Source organism: Roseovarius maritimus (genome assembly GCF_043355895.2).
GTDB classification, from domain to species: Bacteria; Pseudomonadota; Alphaproteobacteria; order Rhodobacterales; family Rhodobacteraceae; genus Roseovarius; species Roseovarius maritimus.
On record NZ_JBHFPF020000002.1, the window covers coordinates 93,629 to 109,781 of the forward strand.

The 16,153-nt window shown below is 63.9% G+C and carries 16 protein-coding genes; 12 read left to right on the forward strand and 4 right to left on the reverse strand.

Annotated features, from left to right (window positions below):
• Nucleotides 1–2 precede the first annotated feature (2 nt).
• Complete coding sequence (locus ACEWPM_RS05210; RefSeq protein ID WP_393963202.1) at nt 3–1,583, reverse strand: zinc-binding metallopeptidase family protein; 1,581 nt, start codon at nt 1,581–1,583, stop codon at nt 3–5.
• Nucleotides 1,584–1,703: 120 nt separating this feature from the next.
• Between ACEWPM_RS05210 and ACEWPM_RS05215 the strand changes: the two genes are divergently transcribed.
• From ACEWPM_RS05215 to ACEWPM_RS05235, 5 genes are all read left to right on the forward strand, one after another.
• Nucleotides 1,704–2,594, forward strand: a complete 891-nt coding sequence (locus ACEWPM_RS05215; protein ID WP_393963201.1) for a LysR substrate-binding domain-containing protein — start codon at nt 1,704–1,706, stop codon at nt 2,592–2,594.
• 103 nt (nt 2,595–2,697) lie between these two features.
• A complete protein-coding gene (locus ACEWPM_RS05220; protein ID WP_393963200.1) occupies nt 2,698–3,765 on the forward strand; it encodes an ABC transporter ATP-binding protein in 1,068 nt (355 codons plus the stop codon).
• Between the two features lie 27 nt (nt 3,766–3,792).
• A complete protein-coding gene (locus tag ACEWPM_RS05225) occupies nt 3,793–4,914 on the forward strand; it encodes an ABC transporter substrate-binding protein (RefSeq protein WP_393963199.1) in 1,122 nt (373 codons plus the stop codon).
• Between the two features lie 56 nt (nt 4,915–4,970).
• Nucleotides 4,971–5,789 carry an ABC transporter permease gene (locus tag ACEWPM_RS05230; protein ID WP_393963198.1) on the forward strand — a complete coding sequence of 273 codons (819 nt, stop codon included), beginning with the start codon at nt 4,971–4,973 and terminating at the stop codon, nt 5,787–5,789.
• Complete coding sequence (locus tag ACEWPM_RS05235) at nt 5,786–6,595, forward strand: ABC transporter permease (RefSeq protein ID WP_393963197.1); 810 nt, start codon at nt 5,786–5,788, stop codon at nt 6,593–6,595. The genes ACEWPM_RS05230 and ACEWPM_RS05235 overlap by 4 nt, the downstream gene beginning before the upstream one ends.
• Here ACEWPM_RS05235 and ACEWPM_RS05240 read toward each other — a convergent pair.
• On the reverse strand, nt 6,592–7,206 hold the full coding sequence (locus tag ACEWPM_RS05240; RefSeq protein WP_393963196.1) for a TetR/AcrR family transcriptional regulator: 615 nt from the start codon (nt 7,204–7,206) through the stop codon (nt 6,592–6,594). The two genes, ACEWPM_RS05235 and ACEWPM_RS05240, sit on opposite strands and share 4 nt — an antisense overlap.
• Before the next feature lie 123 nt (nt 7,207–7,329).
• Here ACEWPM_RS05240 and ACEWPM_RS05245 point away from each other — a divergent pair, with 123 nt between their 5' ends.
• Genes ACEWPM_RS05245 through ACEWPM_RS05265 form a run of 5 tightly spaced genes read left to right on the forward strand, consistent with a single transcriptional unit; the run spans nt 7,330 to nt 11,777 of the window.
• The gene (locus ACEWPM_RS05245) at nt 7,330–8,391 is read left to right on the forward strand and encodes an ABC transporter substrate-binding protein (RefSeq protein WP_393963195.1); all 1,062 of its coding nucleotides are present in this window, start codon (nt 7,330–7,332) and stop codon (nt 8,389–8,391) included.
• Nucleotides 8,391–9,239: an ABC transporter permease gene (locus ACEWPM_RS05250; protein ID WP_393963194.1), complete on the forward strand. Its 849-nt coding sequence runs from the start codon at nt 8,391–8,393 to the stop codon at nt 9,237–9,239. Before ACEWPM_RS05245 ends, ACEWPM_RS05250 begins: the two co-directional genes overlap by 1 nt.
• Nucleotides 9,236–10,009 carry an ABC transporter permease gene (locus tag ACEWPM_RS05255; protein ID WP_393963193.1) on the forward strand — a complete coding sequence of 258 codons (774 nt, stop codon included), beginning with the start codon at nt 9,236–9,238 and terminating at the stop codon, nt 10,007–10,009. The genes ACEWPM_RS05250 and ACEWPM_RS05255 overlap by 4 nt, the downstream gene beginning before the upstream one ends.
• On the forward strand, nt 10,006–11,049 hold the full coding sequence (locus tag ACEWPM_RS05260; RefSeq protein ID WP_393963192.1) for an ABC transporter ATP-binding protein: 1,044 nt from the start codon (nt 10,006–10,008) through the stop codon (nt 11,047–11,049). Before ACEWPM_RS05255 ends, ACEWPM_RS05260 begins: the two co-directional genes overlap by 4 nt.
• On the forward strand, nt 11,046–11,777 hold the full coding sequence (locus tag ACEWPM_RS05265; RefSeq protein WP_393963191.1) for an MBL fold metallo-hydrolase: 732 nt from the start codon (nt 11,046–11,048) through the stop codon (nt 11,775–11,777). The genes ACEWPM_RS05260 and ACEWPM_RS05265 overlap by 4 nt, the downstream gene beginning before the upstream one ends.
• Here ACEWPM_RS05265 and cobO read toward each other — a convergent pair whose 3' ends face one another.
• Entirely contained in the window at nt 11,778–12,389 is a 612-nt protein-coding gene (gene cobO, locus ACEWPM_RS05270; RefSeq protein ID WP_393963190.1) for a cob(I)yrinic acid a,c-diamide adenosyltransferase, read from the reverse strand. It abuts the gene before it with no gap.
• 80 nt (nt 12,390–12,469) lie between these two features.
• Entirely contained in the window at nt 12,470–14,074 is a 1,605-nt protein-coding gene (locus ACEWPM_RS05275) for an ABC transporter substrate-binding protein (RefSeq protein WP_420768007.1), read from the reverse strand.
• Between the two features lie 258 nt (nt 14,075–14,332).
• Between ACEWPM_RS05275 and ACEWPM_RS05280 the strand changes: the two genes are divergently transcribed.
• Both ACEWPM_RS05280 and ACEWPM_RS05285 read left to right on the forward strand, forming a co-directional pair.
• Entirely contained in the window at nt 14,333–14,671 is a 339-nt protein-coding gene (locus tag ACEWPM_RS05280; RefSeq protein WP_393963543.1) for a P-II family nitrogen regulator, read from the forward strand.
• Nucleotides 14,672–14,712: 41 nt separating this feature from the next.
• On the forward strand, nt 14,713–16,044 hold the full coding sequence (locus tag ACEWPM_RS05285) for an ammonium transporter (protein WP_393963544.1): 1,332 nt from the start codon (nt 14,713–14,715) through the stop codon (nt 16,042–16,044).
• The last annotated feature ends 109 nt before the right edge of the window (nt 16,045–16,153 follow it).

Here is a 16,153-nt window from a genome sequence, read left to right on the forward strand (position 1 = left end):
TTTCAGGCGTCAGGCATGGCAGAGGGGATCCACCAATCGCGCCCGCGCGGGGTGTCGATGTATTCGGGCCAGCGGAAATGAATGGGCGGGTCGTAGTCGCAAAGGGGACCAAGCCATTTGGAGCCGCCCACGCCGCCGCCCGTCCGCTCCTCGAACTCGGCCATGGCGGCGTTGCGCGCGCCCTCGTCCTCGAGCAGGCGTAGCGCCGAGAGGGCGCAGACGCGGGCCGCAGTCCGCACCATCGGATCGATGGTGGCGGGGATGCCGCCAAGCGCATTCATCACCCAGTTTGGGTAAGGCGCGCCCGCGGATTTGAGGGCGGGCCGCGCGATGTAGAACCGCGCCAGCGGCGCGTGCCAACTCATGTCGGTATAATCGTCCGACGTGCTGTTCAGCTGTGAGGGCGGCAGATCGCGGCGCAGGATTGCTTCGGCTTCCTGCGGGGCGATGAGGCGGCTCATTTCGTCAATAAAAGGTTCTGACATGGGTTTTAGACCCACGTTTTCCTGAACCTGGCGCGCGATGTCCTTGGCCTCGTCGCCCCACTCTGGCGCGCCCGCCTCTTGCAACGCGTCCCAGACGACATTTGCCATCGCGTGATTGGCAAGGCCGGGGCGCGATTTGCAGACCCAGTGGCGCTCCCACCGGCAGCCGGTCATCTGCGCCACGGCCTCGGCATTGCGGTCCAGCATGGCCGTCACCTGCTCGGCCATTTCCACCGTCGGCGTGCGCATCATGTATTGCAGCTCGGCCAGCCCCGCGGGCTGGTTGTCGGCGGTGGCCTGCCCGGCGGTCAGTATCGCCTCCGAGATCGACCAGCCGCCCTGATGCGGCAGCATGGAATCCCGCAGGGATTTGGACAGCGCATACATCTGCACCAGCGCCTCGGACGCGCCGGGCGCGCGGATGACGCTGTGGGATTGCGGGATCGGCGCGCCGTCACCCGCGCCCCAAACCTCCGGCGCGTCGCAGATGAAGCGGTAGATCATCGAGTAGGCCGCGCCGCAATGGGTATCCCAGCGCACGGTATTGCACATTGGCAGCATGTAGAATGGATGGAACGACAACATCCCCGCCAGCCCGTCATAATAGCCCTTGGCCGCGTGGATGGGTTTCGAGCCGCGTACCTTTTCGGCCGGCTCGCCGGTGAACCGCAGTCCGCCCTTGATTCCCTTCGCCTCCATCGCCGCCTTGGTGGCCAAGAGCCCGCCAAGCGCGCCGATGCCGAGGCCCGAATGTGGATCGGTATGCCCGCCCGCCTGGTAGCCAAGCCCATCCCGCGGCGCGCGGTGCGTTGTCGCCGCCTGGCAGTTACCCGGGATCGCGTCGTATTCGGCATACATGCCGATGACCGGGCCATCGCCGTTCGACCACTCGGCGCAGAAGGCCGTGGGCATGCCGCCGCTGCCTTCCTCGACAGTAAAGCCCTCCGCACGGAGCCGCTCTACATACCATGCGGCCGAGCGATATTCGCGCCACGCCGTCTCGCCAAGTTCGAAGATCGTGCTGCACCACTCCGACAGCTCGGTCATGCGGGCATCCACGACATCCAGCGCGTGGATCTGTGCATCGGTCAGGGTCATGATCCGCCTCCTCGCCCCGGAGTTAGCCAGCAGCAAGGCGCGCTTCATAGTGAAACCTTTTCCTTGCATCGGCAAAAATTACTCACCTAACTATCCGCAATAGCCCCAAGGAGCCGCCCGATGTCCCGTATCCCATCGACCCAGGCCTTGCGCGCGCTGGAATGTTTTGCGCGCCACGGCACCGTCTGGGCCGCGGCGGACGAGCTGAACCTGACGCGCAGCGCCGTCAGCCACCAACTGCGCCTGCTGGAGCGGGATCTCGGCTTTGACCTCTTCAACCGGGTCGGCACGCGGATCGAGCTGACGCCGCGCGGACGGGCCTATGCGGGTGATGTGCGCGGCGCGCTCAGCGCCATTGCCGGCTCGGCGGCGCGCAATGCGGGGCATGGCCTCTCGGGCACGCTGACGGTCAGTTGCACGCCGGGTTTCGCGGCCTTCTGGCTCGCCCCCCGGATCAGTGATTTTCGCAGCATCTGCCCCGAGGTCGACCTGCGGATCATCACCCCCCGCCGCCTCGACGATGTCAGCAGGCCGGAGGCGGATATTTTCATCGCTTTCGGCGACGGCACCATGCAGGGTGTCGAGATTGAACTCCTGCAAAGGGTCGAGTTCGCGCCGCTGATCTCGCCCATGCTGGCCAACCGACTTGGCGGGATCGAGACGCCGGCGGATGTGCTGCGCGCCGACCTGCTGCATTTGGGCGACGGCACCGATTGGCGGCGCTGGCTGCAGGCCGCTGGGCTGTCTCAGGCGGCGGCTGATCGCGGACCGATCATGTCCGACATGAACCTAGTCTATGCGGCGACGATCGCCGGGCAAGGCGTGTCGATGGGCGATGTCATCATCGGCAACGCCGCGATGGAGGCGGGTCAGCTGATCCGCGTGGGCGATGTGCGCATCGCGTCGCCGGATGCCTACTATCTTTGCACGCCGCCCCAGAAAGCGGCATTCGAGCCCGCCCTCGCCTTTCGCCGCTGGATCGTCGCTGCGCTGCCGCACCGCGCGCGCTAGTCACGGGCGCATCGGCAAATTCCATTTGCCGTTACCGCGAAAACAATTCGTTTGTGCCGGGCCGCGACGCGCCTCTACGCTTTGGCGTCGAAGGGAGCGTTCAATGACGGTAAAAACCCGCGCTGCAGAGATCGGTGTCGACGGTATCGGCAAGGATTTCGGCACCTTCACTGCGCTTCAGGATATCTCACTGACCATTGGGCGGGGCGAGTTCCTGACATTGCTCGGACCCTCGGGATCGGGCAAGACGACCTTTCTCATGCTGCTCGCCGGTTTCGAAGATGCGACCCGCGGCCGCATGACCCTAGACGGGCATGATATGACGCATGTTCCGGCGGAAAAGCGCGGCTTTGGCATGGTTTTTCAGGGCTATGCGCTGTTCCCGCATATGAGCGCCGAGCAAAACATCGCCTTCCCCCTCAAGGTGCAAAAACGTCCCGCGCGCGAGATCAAGGCCCGCGTGGACGAGATCATCGAGATGGTCGGCCTTGGCGGACATGGGCACAAACGGCCCGATGCTCTCTCGGGCGGACAACAACAGCGCGTGGCGCTGGCCCGGGCGCTGGCCTGCGAGCCGCCCGTGATGCTGCTGGACGAGCCGTTCTCCGCGCTCGACAAGAACCTGCGCGGCCAGATGCAGGACGAGGTGCGGCGCCTCCACCGTGAGACAGGCACGACATTCGTCTTTGTCACCCATGACCAGTCCGAGGCGCTGGCCCTCTCCAGCCGCGTCGCCATTTTCGAAAAGGGTCGCCTGCAACAGATCGCCCCGCCGCGCGAGGTCTACGAGCGACCCGAAAACCGGTTCGTTGCCGAGTTTCTGGGCGATATCAACCTGTTGCCGCTCAGCGACACCATGCGCGACGGCGACATGCTGCGCGGCCATTTCGGCGGTCACACCCTGCGCGCACCGGGACATGCAGATGGCCGGACGCTGGCCGTGCGGCCCGAATACATGAGCCTTGGCCACAGCGCGCCCGGCAGCGGCAATGCCATCCCGGCCACTGTGACGGACCTGACCTATCTGGGCGCCGGCACGCGCATCGACCTGCGCGGTGCGGACGGCACGGCACTGGTGCTGACCCACCCCACGGACGATCTGCCCCCGGGCCTCGCCCCCGGCAGCGACATCTGGGCCTCGTGGCCCGAGGAGAAGGGCTTTCTTCTGTAACGCAACGACCAACAAGGGAGAACAAGAATGAAACATAACACCACATTCACCGACGATCAGCTGGAGCTGCTGGCCGACAAGGCACGGCAGGGCAAGATCAGCCGCCGCAAGTTCACGCAGCTGGGCGCGGCCCTTCTGGGCACGGCGGCGCTGGCCTCGCGCGGGATGCCCGCGCTGGCCGAGGACGGGCAGATCGTCTTTGTCAGCTGGGGCGGCGATGCCGTCGATGCCTATGACGATGCCTATGGCAAACGCTTCGAGGAAGAGACCGGCATCCGCGTGCGTCAGGACGGCTCGGGCCCGACGGAAGGGGCCATTCAGGCCCAATATGAGAGCGGCAGCCCCAGCTGGGATATCGTCGATGCCGATGCTTTTTCGGCTGAGACGCTGGGCAAGAAGGGCATGATCGAGCCGATTGACTACGACGTGGTCGACCGCTCGAAGATGCGCGAGGGTTTTGGCTGGGAATACTCCGCCTCAAGCTATTTCTTCAGCTATGTCATCGCCTATGATGCCACCAAATTCGGGGACAACCCGCCCACCTCGATGGCCGATTTCTTTGACGTCGAGACCTATCCCGGCAAGCGCGCCATGTACAAATGGGGCGCCGGCATGTGGGAGGCGCTGCTGATGGGCGACGGCGTCGCGCAGGCCGATCTCTATCCGCTTGACATGGAGCGCGCCCATGAAAAGCTGAAGGGCTTCAAGGAGCATGTCATCAGCTTCTGGGGCAATGGCGCCGAGAGCCAGACGATCATGCTGAACGGCGAGGCGTCGATGGCGCTGATCTGGTCGACCCGCGCGCGCCTGCTGGAGCAGGACACCGATGGCGACGTCAAGTTCATCTGGCAGGATGGCGTCATCTCGCCCGGCGCGATGGCGGTGATCAAGGGCAATCCCGGCGGGGCCGAGGCGGCGATGAAGTTCATCGCCTCCGCGCAGGACCCCGAAAAGCAGCTGATCATGTTCGACATGCTCAGCCAAGGCCCCGCCAACCCCGCCGCTGACGAACTGATCCCCGAGGACCAGCGCCGCTTCAACCCCGCGGCCCCCGGCAATTTCGAGCAGCAGGTCGCGCTGGATGTCGCCTGGTACGAGGAAAATTACGGCGCCGCGCTGGACGAATACCTCGCCATCGTCTCGGCCTGATATCGCGCGCCGCCCTTGCCCCCACAGAGGGCGGCGCCTCAACCGCAAGGATGACCATGCCACACCTGCGCCCCATGATCCTGCTGGCACCGCTGCTGATGTTCCTCGGCCTCGCCTATGTGCTGCCGTTTCTGGGCGTCATCGGGTGGAGCGTGACCCTGCCCGAGCCGGGGCTGCAGAACTACGGGGCCGCGCTGAGCGATCCACTGATCCTGTCGGTCTTCTGGCGCACCTTGCGAATTTGCGCGGTGGTCACGGTGATCTCGGTCATCATGGGCTATATCCTTTCGCTTCTCTGGGTGCGAGGCAGCCCGTTGGTTCGAACCCTGACCGAGCTTTGCATCCTCATCCCCTTCTGGATCTCGGTTCTCACGCGGGCCTTCGGCTGGCTGGCCCTCTTGTCCAGCCGGGGCATCCTCAATGGCTTGCTCGAAGGGATGGGGGTCATTGATGACCCCTTGCGCCTTGTGCGCAACGAGTTCGGCGTGATCGTGGGCATGGTGCATTTCATGATCCCCTTCGCGGTCTTCCCGCTCGCCTCGGCCATGCGCAGCGTGGATGAGCGGGTGCTGATGGCCGCGCGCGGCATGGGATCCGGGCGCGCGCGCATCTTCGCGCAGGTCTTCGTGCCGATGACGGCGGCGGGCATCATGGGCGCGGCGCTCCTGGTCTTCGTCTTTGCCATCGGGTTCTTCATCACGCCCGCCATCCTGGGCGGCGGGCGCAGCGTCATGGTGGCCGAGATGATTTACCTGCGTATCTTCCAGTCGCCCGACTGGGGCCTTGCGGCGGCAGTCAGCGTGATCCTGATGGTCGCGATCTCGGCGGCGCTGGCATTGCTGCTGAAACAGCTCAGCCCCAAAGGTGCCCGATGATCCGCCTGCGCCCCGGCCTTCTTGTCACGATCCTTGCCGTGCTGGTGGGCATCTTCATGCTGATGCCGCTTCTGTCGGTAATCCCGGTGTCGTTCACGCCCAAGCGGTTCCTGTCGGTGCCCGAGGGCGAGCTTTCGCTGCGCCATTATCGCACGCTGATCGAAGATCGCGAGTGGATCGAGGGGATCTGGCTGTCGTTGCGCGTAGGGCTGCTGTCGGCGGGCATTGCCACGGCGCTGGGAACGGTCTTCAGCCTCGGCATCTGGATGTTCCGGCCGCGCTTCGCAGGGCTTCTGATGGGCATTGCCCTGCTGCCGATGGTCGCTCCGCCGGTGGTCTCGGCGCTAACGCTCTACTTCTTTCTCATCACTCTGACCAAGATGAACGGCGTCATCGCCTATGACACGATGCTGGGGGTCGTGCTGGCCCATTCGGTGATGATCGTGCCCTTTGCCGTGGTTTTGGTCAGCGTCTCGCTGGCGCAAGTGGACCGGCGCATGGACCTGGCAGCGCGCGCGATGGGCGCGTCCCTGGCCACGCGCGTCTTCAAGGTAATCCTGCCCAACATCAAGTTCGGTGTGATCGCCTCGTTCTTCCTCACCTTCGTGCTGTCGTGGGAGGAGATCGCGGTAACGATCTTCATCACCTCGGTCGAGGCGGTCACCCTGCCCCGCCTCATGTGGCAAGGGCTGCGCGACAATATCGACCCGGCGATCGCGGCGATTTCCGTGGTGCTGATCGTGATCGTCGCGGCGGTGGTGATCGGGCGCGCCGTGGTCACGGCGCTTCGCGGCAAAAGCGCCTAGGCCGCGATCAACGCCGCCAGTGGCGCGATCTGACGCGCGACCTGCGCCTTCAGATGATCCAGCGTCAGCGCGTCATCCTTGACGAATTCCATGAACATCGCGTTGAGATTGTTGAACATCACCTCGCCCAGCGCCTGCGCGTCAAGATGCGCCACCACCTCGCCGCGCTCCTGCAGCCGAACGATCAGGGCCACCACCTGAGCGGCGAGCGCGCGGTCCAGTTCGGAAAAGCGCACGCCGTTCGGGGTATGCGGTGCCTCGACCGACAGCGCGAAGGCAGTGCGCCACATCTCCTTGCTGAGATATTCCTGCGAGTGATCGTAGTACGAGCCGATCAGCGCCATCAGTGCCGCCTGAATGCCATCGGGCGGATCGGCGACGATCACCTCGCCCGCCGCCAGCACCTCCTCGACCTCCATGGCGACGGTGGCAAAGAGAATGTCGCCCTTGGAGCCGTAGTAATTATAGACCGTACCGGGTGAAACCTCGGCCAGTTCGGCCATGTCCTCGATCCTGGCCGCGCGATAGCCATCGGCGCGGAAGAGCGTCACCGCCGCGTCCAGTATCCGCTGATTGCGGTCCGCCTTTTGCCGCTCGCGCAGGCCTGCCATCAGCATGTCCTTTCCCGGTTCCAGATTTATTTTAGTGTTGACTTTAAAATTGAGGCAACTCATTTTTTCATCAAGCGGCGTCAAGCCCGCATCTGAAAATCCGTTCAACATGGAGAGACCGAGATGACCCATACCCCCCTCCGCCGCGTCCTGATGGGCACCGCCGCATTGCTGGCCATGCCCGCATCGGCTATGGCTGCCGAAGACCTGAACGCTCTGGTCTGGTGCGATCACACCGATCCCGCGCTGATTCAGCCATTTGAGGAAAAACACGGCATTCGCGTGAACCTGCGCGAATACGAGGGCACCGCGACCGCGCTGGCCCTCTTGGAGCAGTCGCGCCCAGGTGACTGGGACGTTCTGGTGATCGACGGCATCGACGTGCCCCGCGCGGTCGAGGCGGGCCTGATGGCCCAGCTTCCGGCGGATGAACTGCCCACCGCCGATTTCTGGCCCGGCGTCGCCATGAAAGATCAGACTACGATGGACGGCAAAACCTATGCCGTGACCGAGAAATTCGGCTACAATACGATCTCCTTCAACTCCGACAAGGTCGATGCGGCGGACATGCAGGACCTCAGCACGGTCTGGAGCGAGAAATACAAAGACCGCATCGCTGTCTATGACTATTACCTGCCGGTCATGGGCCTTGCTGCAATCGCGAATGGCAAGGAAACGGCCAGCCTTACGGCGGACGACCTGCCCGCTTTGAAAGAGACGCTCTTCACCCTGAAGGACAACGCGCGCTCGGTCGGCGAAGTCGTGGCCAGCCAGACCGCGCTTGCCACCGGAGAGGTCGATATCGTCGTGGGCGGCGGCGAGTGGCTGACCGCCGTTCTGGCCGAGGAGCAGCCCGAGCTGACCTGGACCATTCCCGATCAGGGCGCCGTGCGCTGGTCGCAGTCCATCGGCGTGCTGGAGACATCCGAGAACAAGGACATGGCCGTCGAATTCGTCAAATACATCACCAGCCCCGAGGGACAGGCGCGGCTTGCGACCTCGTCCTGCTACTGGGGGATGCCCGCAAACCAAAAGGCAGGCGAGCATCTGACCGACGCGCAAAAATCCGTGCTGCGCTGGGACGAGCAGGATGCATATCTCGAGCGCGCACAACTCTACCCTGCCCCCGATGCCGAGCTTGACGGCCAGATGCAGGATGTCTGGCTGGAAATGCTGCAGCACTGATGGCGCAGTCCGAGACGATACGCGGCTGGGGCTTCGTTGCCCCGGCCCTTTTCTGGACGCTCGCCTTCTTCGTGGTCCCCTTCGGCGTGATGGCGGCGATGAGCCTTGCCACGCTGGAGGGGCGCGAGCTGATCTGGGGCTTCAGCTTCGACAATTACGCGCGCCTCTTCGGCCAGAGCTACCTTCTGCGCGCGATCATGGTCTCGCTCGAGATCACGCTGACGGTCACCATCGTCTCGGTGCTTCTTGCCTATCCGCTGGCATGGATCATCGCCTACCGCGTCCCCGAGCGCTGGCAAAGGCTGGCGCTCTTGCTCGCCATCCTGCCCTTCTGGACCTCCTATGTCGTGCGCTCCTACGCGTGGCTTCTGGTGCTGTCGCGCGAAGGGGTCATCAATCAGACCCTTTTGAGCCTCGGGATCATCGCCGAGCCGCTGACGCTGGCCTCCACCCGCTTTGCCACGGTCACCGGCTTCGTGCATTTCTTCGTCATGCTGCTGACGCTGACGATCTACGCGAACCTCGTGCAGCTGCCGCCGAACTATCGCCGCGCCGCTGTCGATCTGGGGGCAAGTAGCTGGCAGGCCTTCCGCCATGTCATCCTGCCGCTGACCCTGCCCGGCATCATGACCGGCGCGTTCCTCACCTTCGTGCTCTGCATCGGCGACTACATCACGCCACAGATCCTTGGCGGCAACAACGAGCTGACCGGCCCGCAGATCATCATGGTGCAGCTGGGGCGCGGGGCGAATTTCCCGCTGGCCGCCGCAATGTCCATCGTGCTGATGGGCCTCGTGACGCTCGCCTATCTGGGCGCGGCCCGCTGGCTGAGGATCGACCGGCTATGAGGCGCTCGCTCCCTTGGATCTACATGGCGCTGGCCTACGGCTTCATCTTCCTGCCGGTGGTCACGCTTGTCCTCTTTTCCTTTCAGGACGGCCGCCTGCCGGTGCCGCCCTTCAACGGGCCGACGCTGAAATGGTATGCCGATGTGCTGGGCGACAACCGCCTTATGTCGGCGCTGCTCAACTCGTTGCTGGTCGGCGCGAGCTCGGCGGCGCTATCTTGCATTCTCGGCTTTCTCGCGGCTTACGGCCTCGCCCGCCACATCCTGCCGGGCAGCGCCCTGATGCGGGGTCTCTTGATCGCGCCCATGACAGTCAGTTACCTCATCATCGGCCTCGGCCTTCTGATCGTCTTCAACAATTACGGCCCCGGCCCCTCGCTCTATGCCGCTGCCGTGGGCCATGTGGTCATCAATCTGCCGCTGGCCTTCGCGATCATCTACGCCTCGATGGGCGCGCAGCAGGAGAATGCCGAACGCGCGGCGCGCGATCTCGGGGCCTCCGAATGGCGCGTGCTTGCGCTGGTGACGGTCCCGATGCTGGCCCCCGCGATCCTCGCGTCCTTCTTCCTCTGCCTCACGCTCAGCTGGGATGAATTCATCATCGCTTTCCTCATGACGCGCTTCGACGTGACCCTGCCGGTCGAGATCTGGAGCCTACTGCGCTCGGGCCTCTCGCCGCGCACCAATGCCATCGGTAGTCTCGTCTTCCTTGTCTCGGTCGCGCTGGTGATCGGCCTCGAACTCTTCATCTTCGGAAGGAAACGCCGTTGACCGCCTCCATCGCCATCCAAGCCGTCAGCCATGATTTCGGCACCTTCCGCGCGCTCGACAATATCAATCTGGATATCGAGGCGGGCGAATATATCGTCCTCCTCGGCCCCTCGGGCTGCGGCAAGACAACGCTTTTATCCACGCTGGGCGGCTTTATCGACCCGACGCGCGGTACGGTCCTGATCGGCGGGCGTGACATGACCCATGTGGCCCCGGCCAAGCGCCCGACGACGACCATGTTTCAGGACTACGCCCTTTTCCCGCATATGAGCCTGCGCGACAATGTGGGCTTCGGCCCGCGCATGGCGGGTGTGGGCAAGGCCCAGCGCAACGCCAAGGCCGAGGAACTCCTGAACCTTGTGGGCCTGAAAGACGCCGCATCAAAGCGCCCCTATGCCCTCTCGGGCGGACAGCGCCAGCGCGTGGCCCTCGCCCGCAGCCTTGCGGTCGACCCCGATGTGCTGCTGCTGGATGAGCCGCTGGGCGCGCTGGACCTGAAACTTCGGCGCTCGATGCAGGACGAGCTGAAGCAGATCCAACGTAAGGTCGGTACGACCTTTGTTCACGTCACGCACGATCAGGAAGAGGCCATGGCCATCGCAGACCGGATCGTGGTGATGAATGGCGGCAAGATCGAGGATTGCGGCCCGCCTGACCGGATCTATCGCAAGCCCGGATCGCTCTTTGCGGCGGGTTTCATGGGGGAGATGAACCAAATCTCCGGCACGCGGAAGGACAGCATGATCGAGACTGCGGTCGGCGCCCTGCCCGCACCCGAGGACGCGCCACAAGGCAAACTCACGCTCTGCCTGCGCCCCGAGCAGATCGGCATGGCAAAGGGCGCGTGGGACATGGGACAGGCGTGCATCATCGACGCGGCCTTCTTCGGCACGCATTTTCGCTGCCACCTTGCCCCCGAAGCGGCGCCCGACCTTGCGCTGATCGCGCATCTGCCGCCCAACGCCCGCCCCGAAGCAGGCAGCACTGTGACCCTCTCGGCGGACCCCGCCGATCTGAGCATATTCGAGGAGCAGCCATGAAACGCGCACGTCCCGAAGACTGGTATCGCATCGAGCGCCGCGCGGGCGACGTCACCTATATCTGCGAGCCGCATATCGAGGAATTCTATCGCTGCAACATGTGGCACGTGCGGGGCCGCGACCGCGACATGCTGGTCGATAGCGGCATGGGCGTTGTCAGCTTGCGCGAATGGGTGCCGCTGGTGACCGAGCGCGACCTGACCGCTGTCGCCAGCCATACGCATTTCGATCATATCGGCTGCCACCACGAGTTCGCGGAACGCTGCGTGCATGAGGCGGAGGCGCATATCCTGGCCGACCCGACCAACGCCGCGACGCTGGCCGATCCCTACGTCACCGACGAGATCTTTACCCAGCTGCCGCCCCTGCCCTATAGCTCGGAGACCTACCGGTTGAAATCAGCGCCCGCGACGCGCCTTCTGGCCGATGGCGACATGATCGATCTTGGCGACCGCGCCTTCGAGGTGATCCATACCCCCGGCCATTCGCCCGGCGGCATCGCGCTTTGGGAGGCGAAGACGGGCATCCTTTTTTCGGGCGACATCGTTTATGACGGGCCGCTGATCGAGGATACCTACCACGCCGACGCCGAGGATTATCACCGCTCGATGGTGCGGCTATATGACCTGCCGGTTCAAATCGTGCATGGCGGGCATTTTCCCAGCTACGGACGCGCGCGCCACCGCCAGATCATCAAGGATTGGCTGAGCGCGCACGAGCACCGCTGATCACATCTCGACGCCGTTCTGCGCCATGACCCCGTCGTTGAACGGGTGCTTGACCAGCTTCATCTCGGTCACAAGGTCCGCCGCTTCGATCAGCTCGGGCTTGGCGCTGCGGCCCGTCAGGCAGACATGGGTCATGTGCGGTTTTTGCGTCAGCAGGAACTCGACCACCTCGTCGATATCGAGATAGTCATAGCGCAGCGCGATGTTGATCTCGTCCAGCAGGACGAACTGGATCTCGGGGTCGAGGATCTGCTCCTTGGCGATCTTCCAGCCGTTCTGCGCGGCGGCGATATCGGCCTCGCGGTCCTGCGTCTCCCAGGTAAAGCCCTCGCCCGAGACGAAGAAGCGACATTCATCGGCGAACCGCTCGCGCAGCAGCGTCTTCTCGCCTGTGACCCAAGTGCCCTTGATAAACTGAACGACCGCGCAGGGCATGCCATGCCCGATACAGCGCATGATCATGCCAAAGCCCGAGGACGACTTGCCCTTGCCGTCGCCGGTGTGGACCATGATCAGGCCCTTTTCCTCGGTCTTGTGCTTCATCAGCGCGTCGCGCTGCGCCTTGATGCGCTTCATCTTCGCATTGTGGCGGGCGTTGACGTCTTCTTCCATTTGGGAGCTATCCTGAACAAGTTTCGGCCCGCCACAGGTGTCACCTCGGGCGGGCCGCGTCAATTCATATGCGCGACGGATCAGGCAAACCACCAGCGGTGATAGCCGCGCGCACCGTCTAGCTCCCACACGGCGGCGATGTCGTCGTCATGCATGACGTTGTCGCGCCGTGCCGAGGTGCGATTGCGGAAGAAGGGAATGATCGTGCCGCCATCGTCGCGGCAGAGCGTCTGCATCTCAGCGTACATCTCGGATCGCAGGGCATCGTCGGTCTCAGCCTTGGCCTTGAGCAGAAGCTCGTTGAAGCGTTCGTTCTCCCAATGGCTCTCGTTCCAGTCGGCGCCCGCCTTGTAGGCCAGCGAGAACATCACGTCAGGCGTGGGCCGCGCGGCCCAGGACACGACACAGAACGGCTTTTTCAGCCAGACATTCGACCAATAGCCATCCACCGGCTCCTGATTGACTTGGATATCGAGCCCGGCAGGGCGGGCCTGCTCGGCGAAAAGGGAGCACATGTTGACCGCGCCCGACAGGATCGCGTCATTGACCGAGATCTCGACCGAGAGGTTGTCATGGCCTGCCTGCTTCAGGTGGTAGCGCGCCTTGTCGAGGTCCTGCTCGCGCTGGGGCAGATCGGCATGGTAGGGCATGGTCGGTCCGATGGGATGGTCATTGCCCACGATGCCGCGGCCGAAAAGGATCTTGTCCACGATCTCCTGCCGGCCGATGGCGTGTTTCAGCGCAAGGCGCACGTTCACGTCGTCGAAGGGGGCGACATCGCAGAACATCGGCATGGTGATATGCGTGCCCGAGGGCACGTCGTCGAGAATGACGCCCGGTGCCTGCGCAAGGCGGTCGGCGGTCTTGAGGTCCACATCGGTCACCGCGTCCACATCGCCCGTGACAATGGCGGCCTGCCGCGCGTTACGGTCGTTCAGCACGGTCATGCGCACCTCGTCGAACCACGCGCCCTCATCGGCGCGGTGCCAGCCATCATGGCGCACGAAATCAGCGCGGATGCCGGGCGAGAACTCGGTGACCTTGTAGGGGCCGCAGCCGATGCCGTTCTCCCACTCGATCCCGCCATCAGGCTTGGCCGGCTGGATGGTCAGGTGGAAGTCCGAAACCAGGTAAGGCAGATCGGCATTGCCGGCCTCCAGATCGAAGATTACCGCGTGATCGCCATCGGCGCGGATGTCGGTGATCCCGGACATCAATGGCTTGGCCGCCGAGGCCGATCCTTCGGCCAGGTGATACTTCATCGACGCGATCACATCGGCCGAAGTCACCTTGCGCCCGTCATGGAAGGTAGCATTCGTCGCCAACTCGAAACGCCACTCTGTCGCGTCGTCCTTGGTGGCCTCCCACGAGGTGGCCAGGTCGGGGCCAAGATCGTTGGTGTTGGTGATCTCGGTCAGATACGAGCGCACGACGTGGTTCGCGTGGATCATCAGAATGCTCTCGGTCGTGGCCGGATCCCATGTGTCGGTAGAGCTGCCATCATGCACGCCGACGCGGAAAACGCCCCCGCGCTTGGGTTCGGCGCGGGCAGGCCCGGCCCAGCCAAGGGGCAGCGCAGCCCCCAGACCGGCGGCGGCGCCCCCTGTCAGCAGGCTGCGGCGGCTGGTGCCGGCGGCCTGTGTATTATGCGGGGGCGATGCGGGGCGGGCGCGAGAATGGCTCATATGTCTGTCCTGATGCTCGTTGAGAGATTGGTCCTTGAGACTAGGTCAGCCCCCGCCAGCGTCCACCTCGGGCATGCGCTTTGTTGCTCCAGACATCCGGCGCCCAATTTTTAGGCGCCTCCGGGTCCGCGCCTCATTTTTAGGCAGCCCTCAGGAAATCCCGCCTTAGATGCCGCCCGGCTTCTTACGCTGCATCGCAGAAATTGCCAGCGTCAGGCGACGTGCAGCCCAATGCACGCCCAACCGGAGAGGAAATTCGTGAAACTGATCATAGCAACGATCAAGCCGTTCAAGCTGGACGAGGTGCGCGAGGCGCTGACCGCCCTGGGCGTGCGCGGCATGATGGTGACCGAAACCAAGGGCTTTGGTGCCCAGTCGGGCCACACCGAGATTTACCGCGGCGCCGAATACGCCGTCAATTACGTCCCCAAGATCAAGCTGGAGATCGCCGTCGCCTCGTCCATGGCCGATCAGGTCTGCGACACGATCATCCAGACGGCCCGCACCGGCAAGATCGGTGATGGCAAGATCTTTGTGCTGGATCTTGCCCATGCGGCGCGCGTGCGCACCGGCGAAACGGGTGAGGACGCACTGTGACGCGCCGCCCCGATGACACTGCAATTCAAACGGACAGGAAAATGAACACATCATTCACCAGTAAACTGGGCCTCGCCGCGGCGCTGATCGCCCTGCCCCAAATCGGTCTCGCGCAGGACGCGGACATGACGCCAACCAATGCCGATATCGGCTTTATCTTCAACACGTTCATGTTTCTCGTCGCGGGCTTCCTGGTGTTCTTCATGGCCGCCGGTTTCGCGATGCTCGAGGCAGGCCTCGTGCGCAGCAAGAACGTCACGATGCAGCTTCTCAAGAACGTATCGCTCTTCTCGCTCGCGTCGATCTTCTACTACGTGCTGGGCTACAACCTGATGTATCCGGGCGATGGCTGGTCCGTCATGGGGGTGCTGGGCGCATTCTCTTTCGCGGGGATGGAGCCTGTGGGCCTTGAAGGCGCCGAGCCGGACCTGACCTATGCGTCGGTCGGATCGGACTTCTTCTTTCAGCTGATGTTCTGCGCGGCAACCGCCTCGATCGTCTCGGGCGCGCTGGCCGAGCGGATCAAACTCTGGCCCTTCCTCGTCTTCGTCATCCTGCTGACCGCCGTGATCTACCCGATCCAGGCCAGCTGGAAATGGGGCGGCGGCTTCCTTGACGATATGGGCTTTCAGGACTTCGCGGGCTCGACCGTGGTGCATTCGGTGGGCGGCTGGGCCGCGCTGACGGGCGCCATCATCCTCGGGCCGCGACTGGGCCGCTATGGCAAGGACGGGCGCGTGACGCCCTTCCCCGGCTCGAACCTGGCGATTGCCACGCTGGGTATGTTCATCCTGTGGCTGGGCTGGTTCGGCTTCAACGGTGGCTCGCAGCTCTACATGGATACCGCTGGCAACGTGGCCGATATCAGCCGCATCTTCGTCAATACCAACGCGGCTGCGGCTGCCGGTGCCGTCGCCGCGCTGATCCTGACGCAGGTCATGTACAAGAAGCCTGACCTCACGATGGTGTTGAACGGCGCGCTGGCCGGCCTCGTGTCGATCACCGCCGAGCCGCTGACGCCCGGCCTGGGCATGGCGACGCTGATCGGTGCAGTGGGCGGTGTCATCGTGGTCCTTGCGGTCCCGATGCTGGACAAGATGAAGATCGACGACGTCGTCGGCGCCATACCGGTGCACCTCTTTGCGGGCATCTGGGGCACGATCGCGGTCGTCTTTACCAATGACGCGGCCAATATCGTGACACAGCTTACCGCCATCGCGGTTGTCGGCGCCTTCGTCGCAGCCGCCTCGGGCATCGTCTGGCTGATCCTCAAGGCCACGATGGGCCTGCGGGTGGACCAGGAGGCCGAGATCAACGGTCTCGACATGGCCGAACTGGGCATGGAAGCCTATCCCGAGTTCCACAAGGGCTGAGCCATCCACAATCGACACGCCAAGAGCGCCCGGTAGATCCTACCGGGCGTTTTTTCCTTAAATCATGATGAGGTATAATGGTTTGTACACATTGAATTAGTGAGCATCA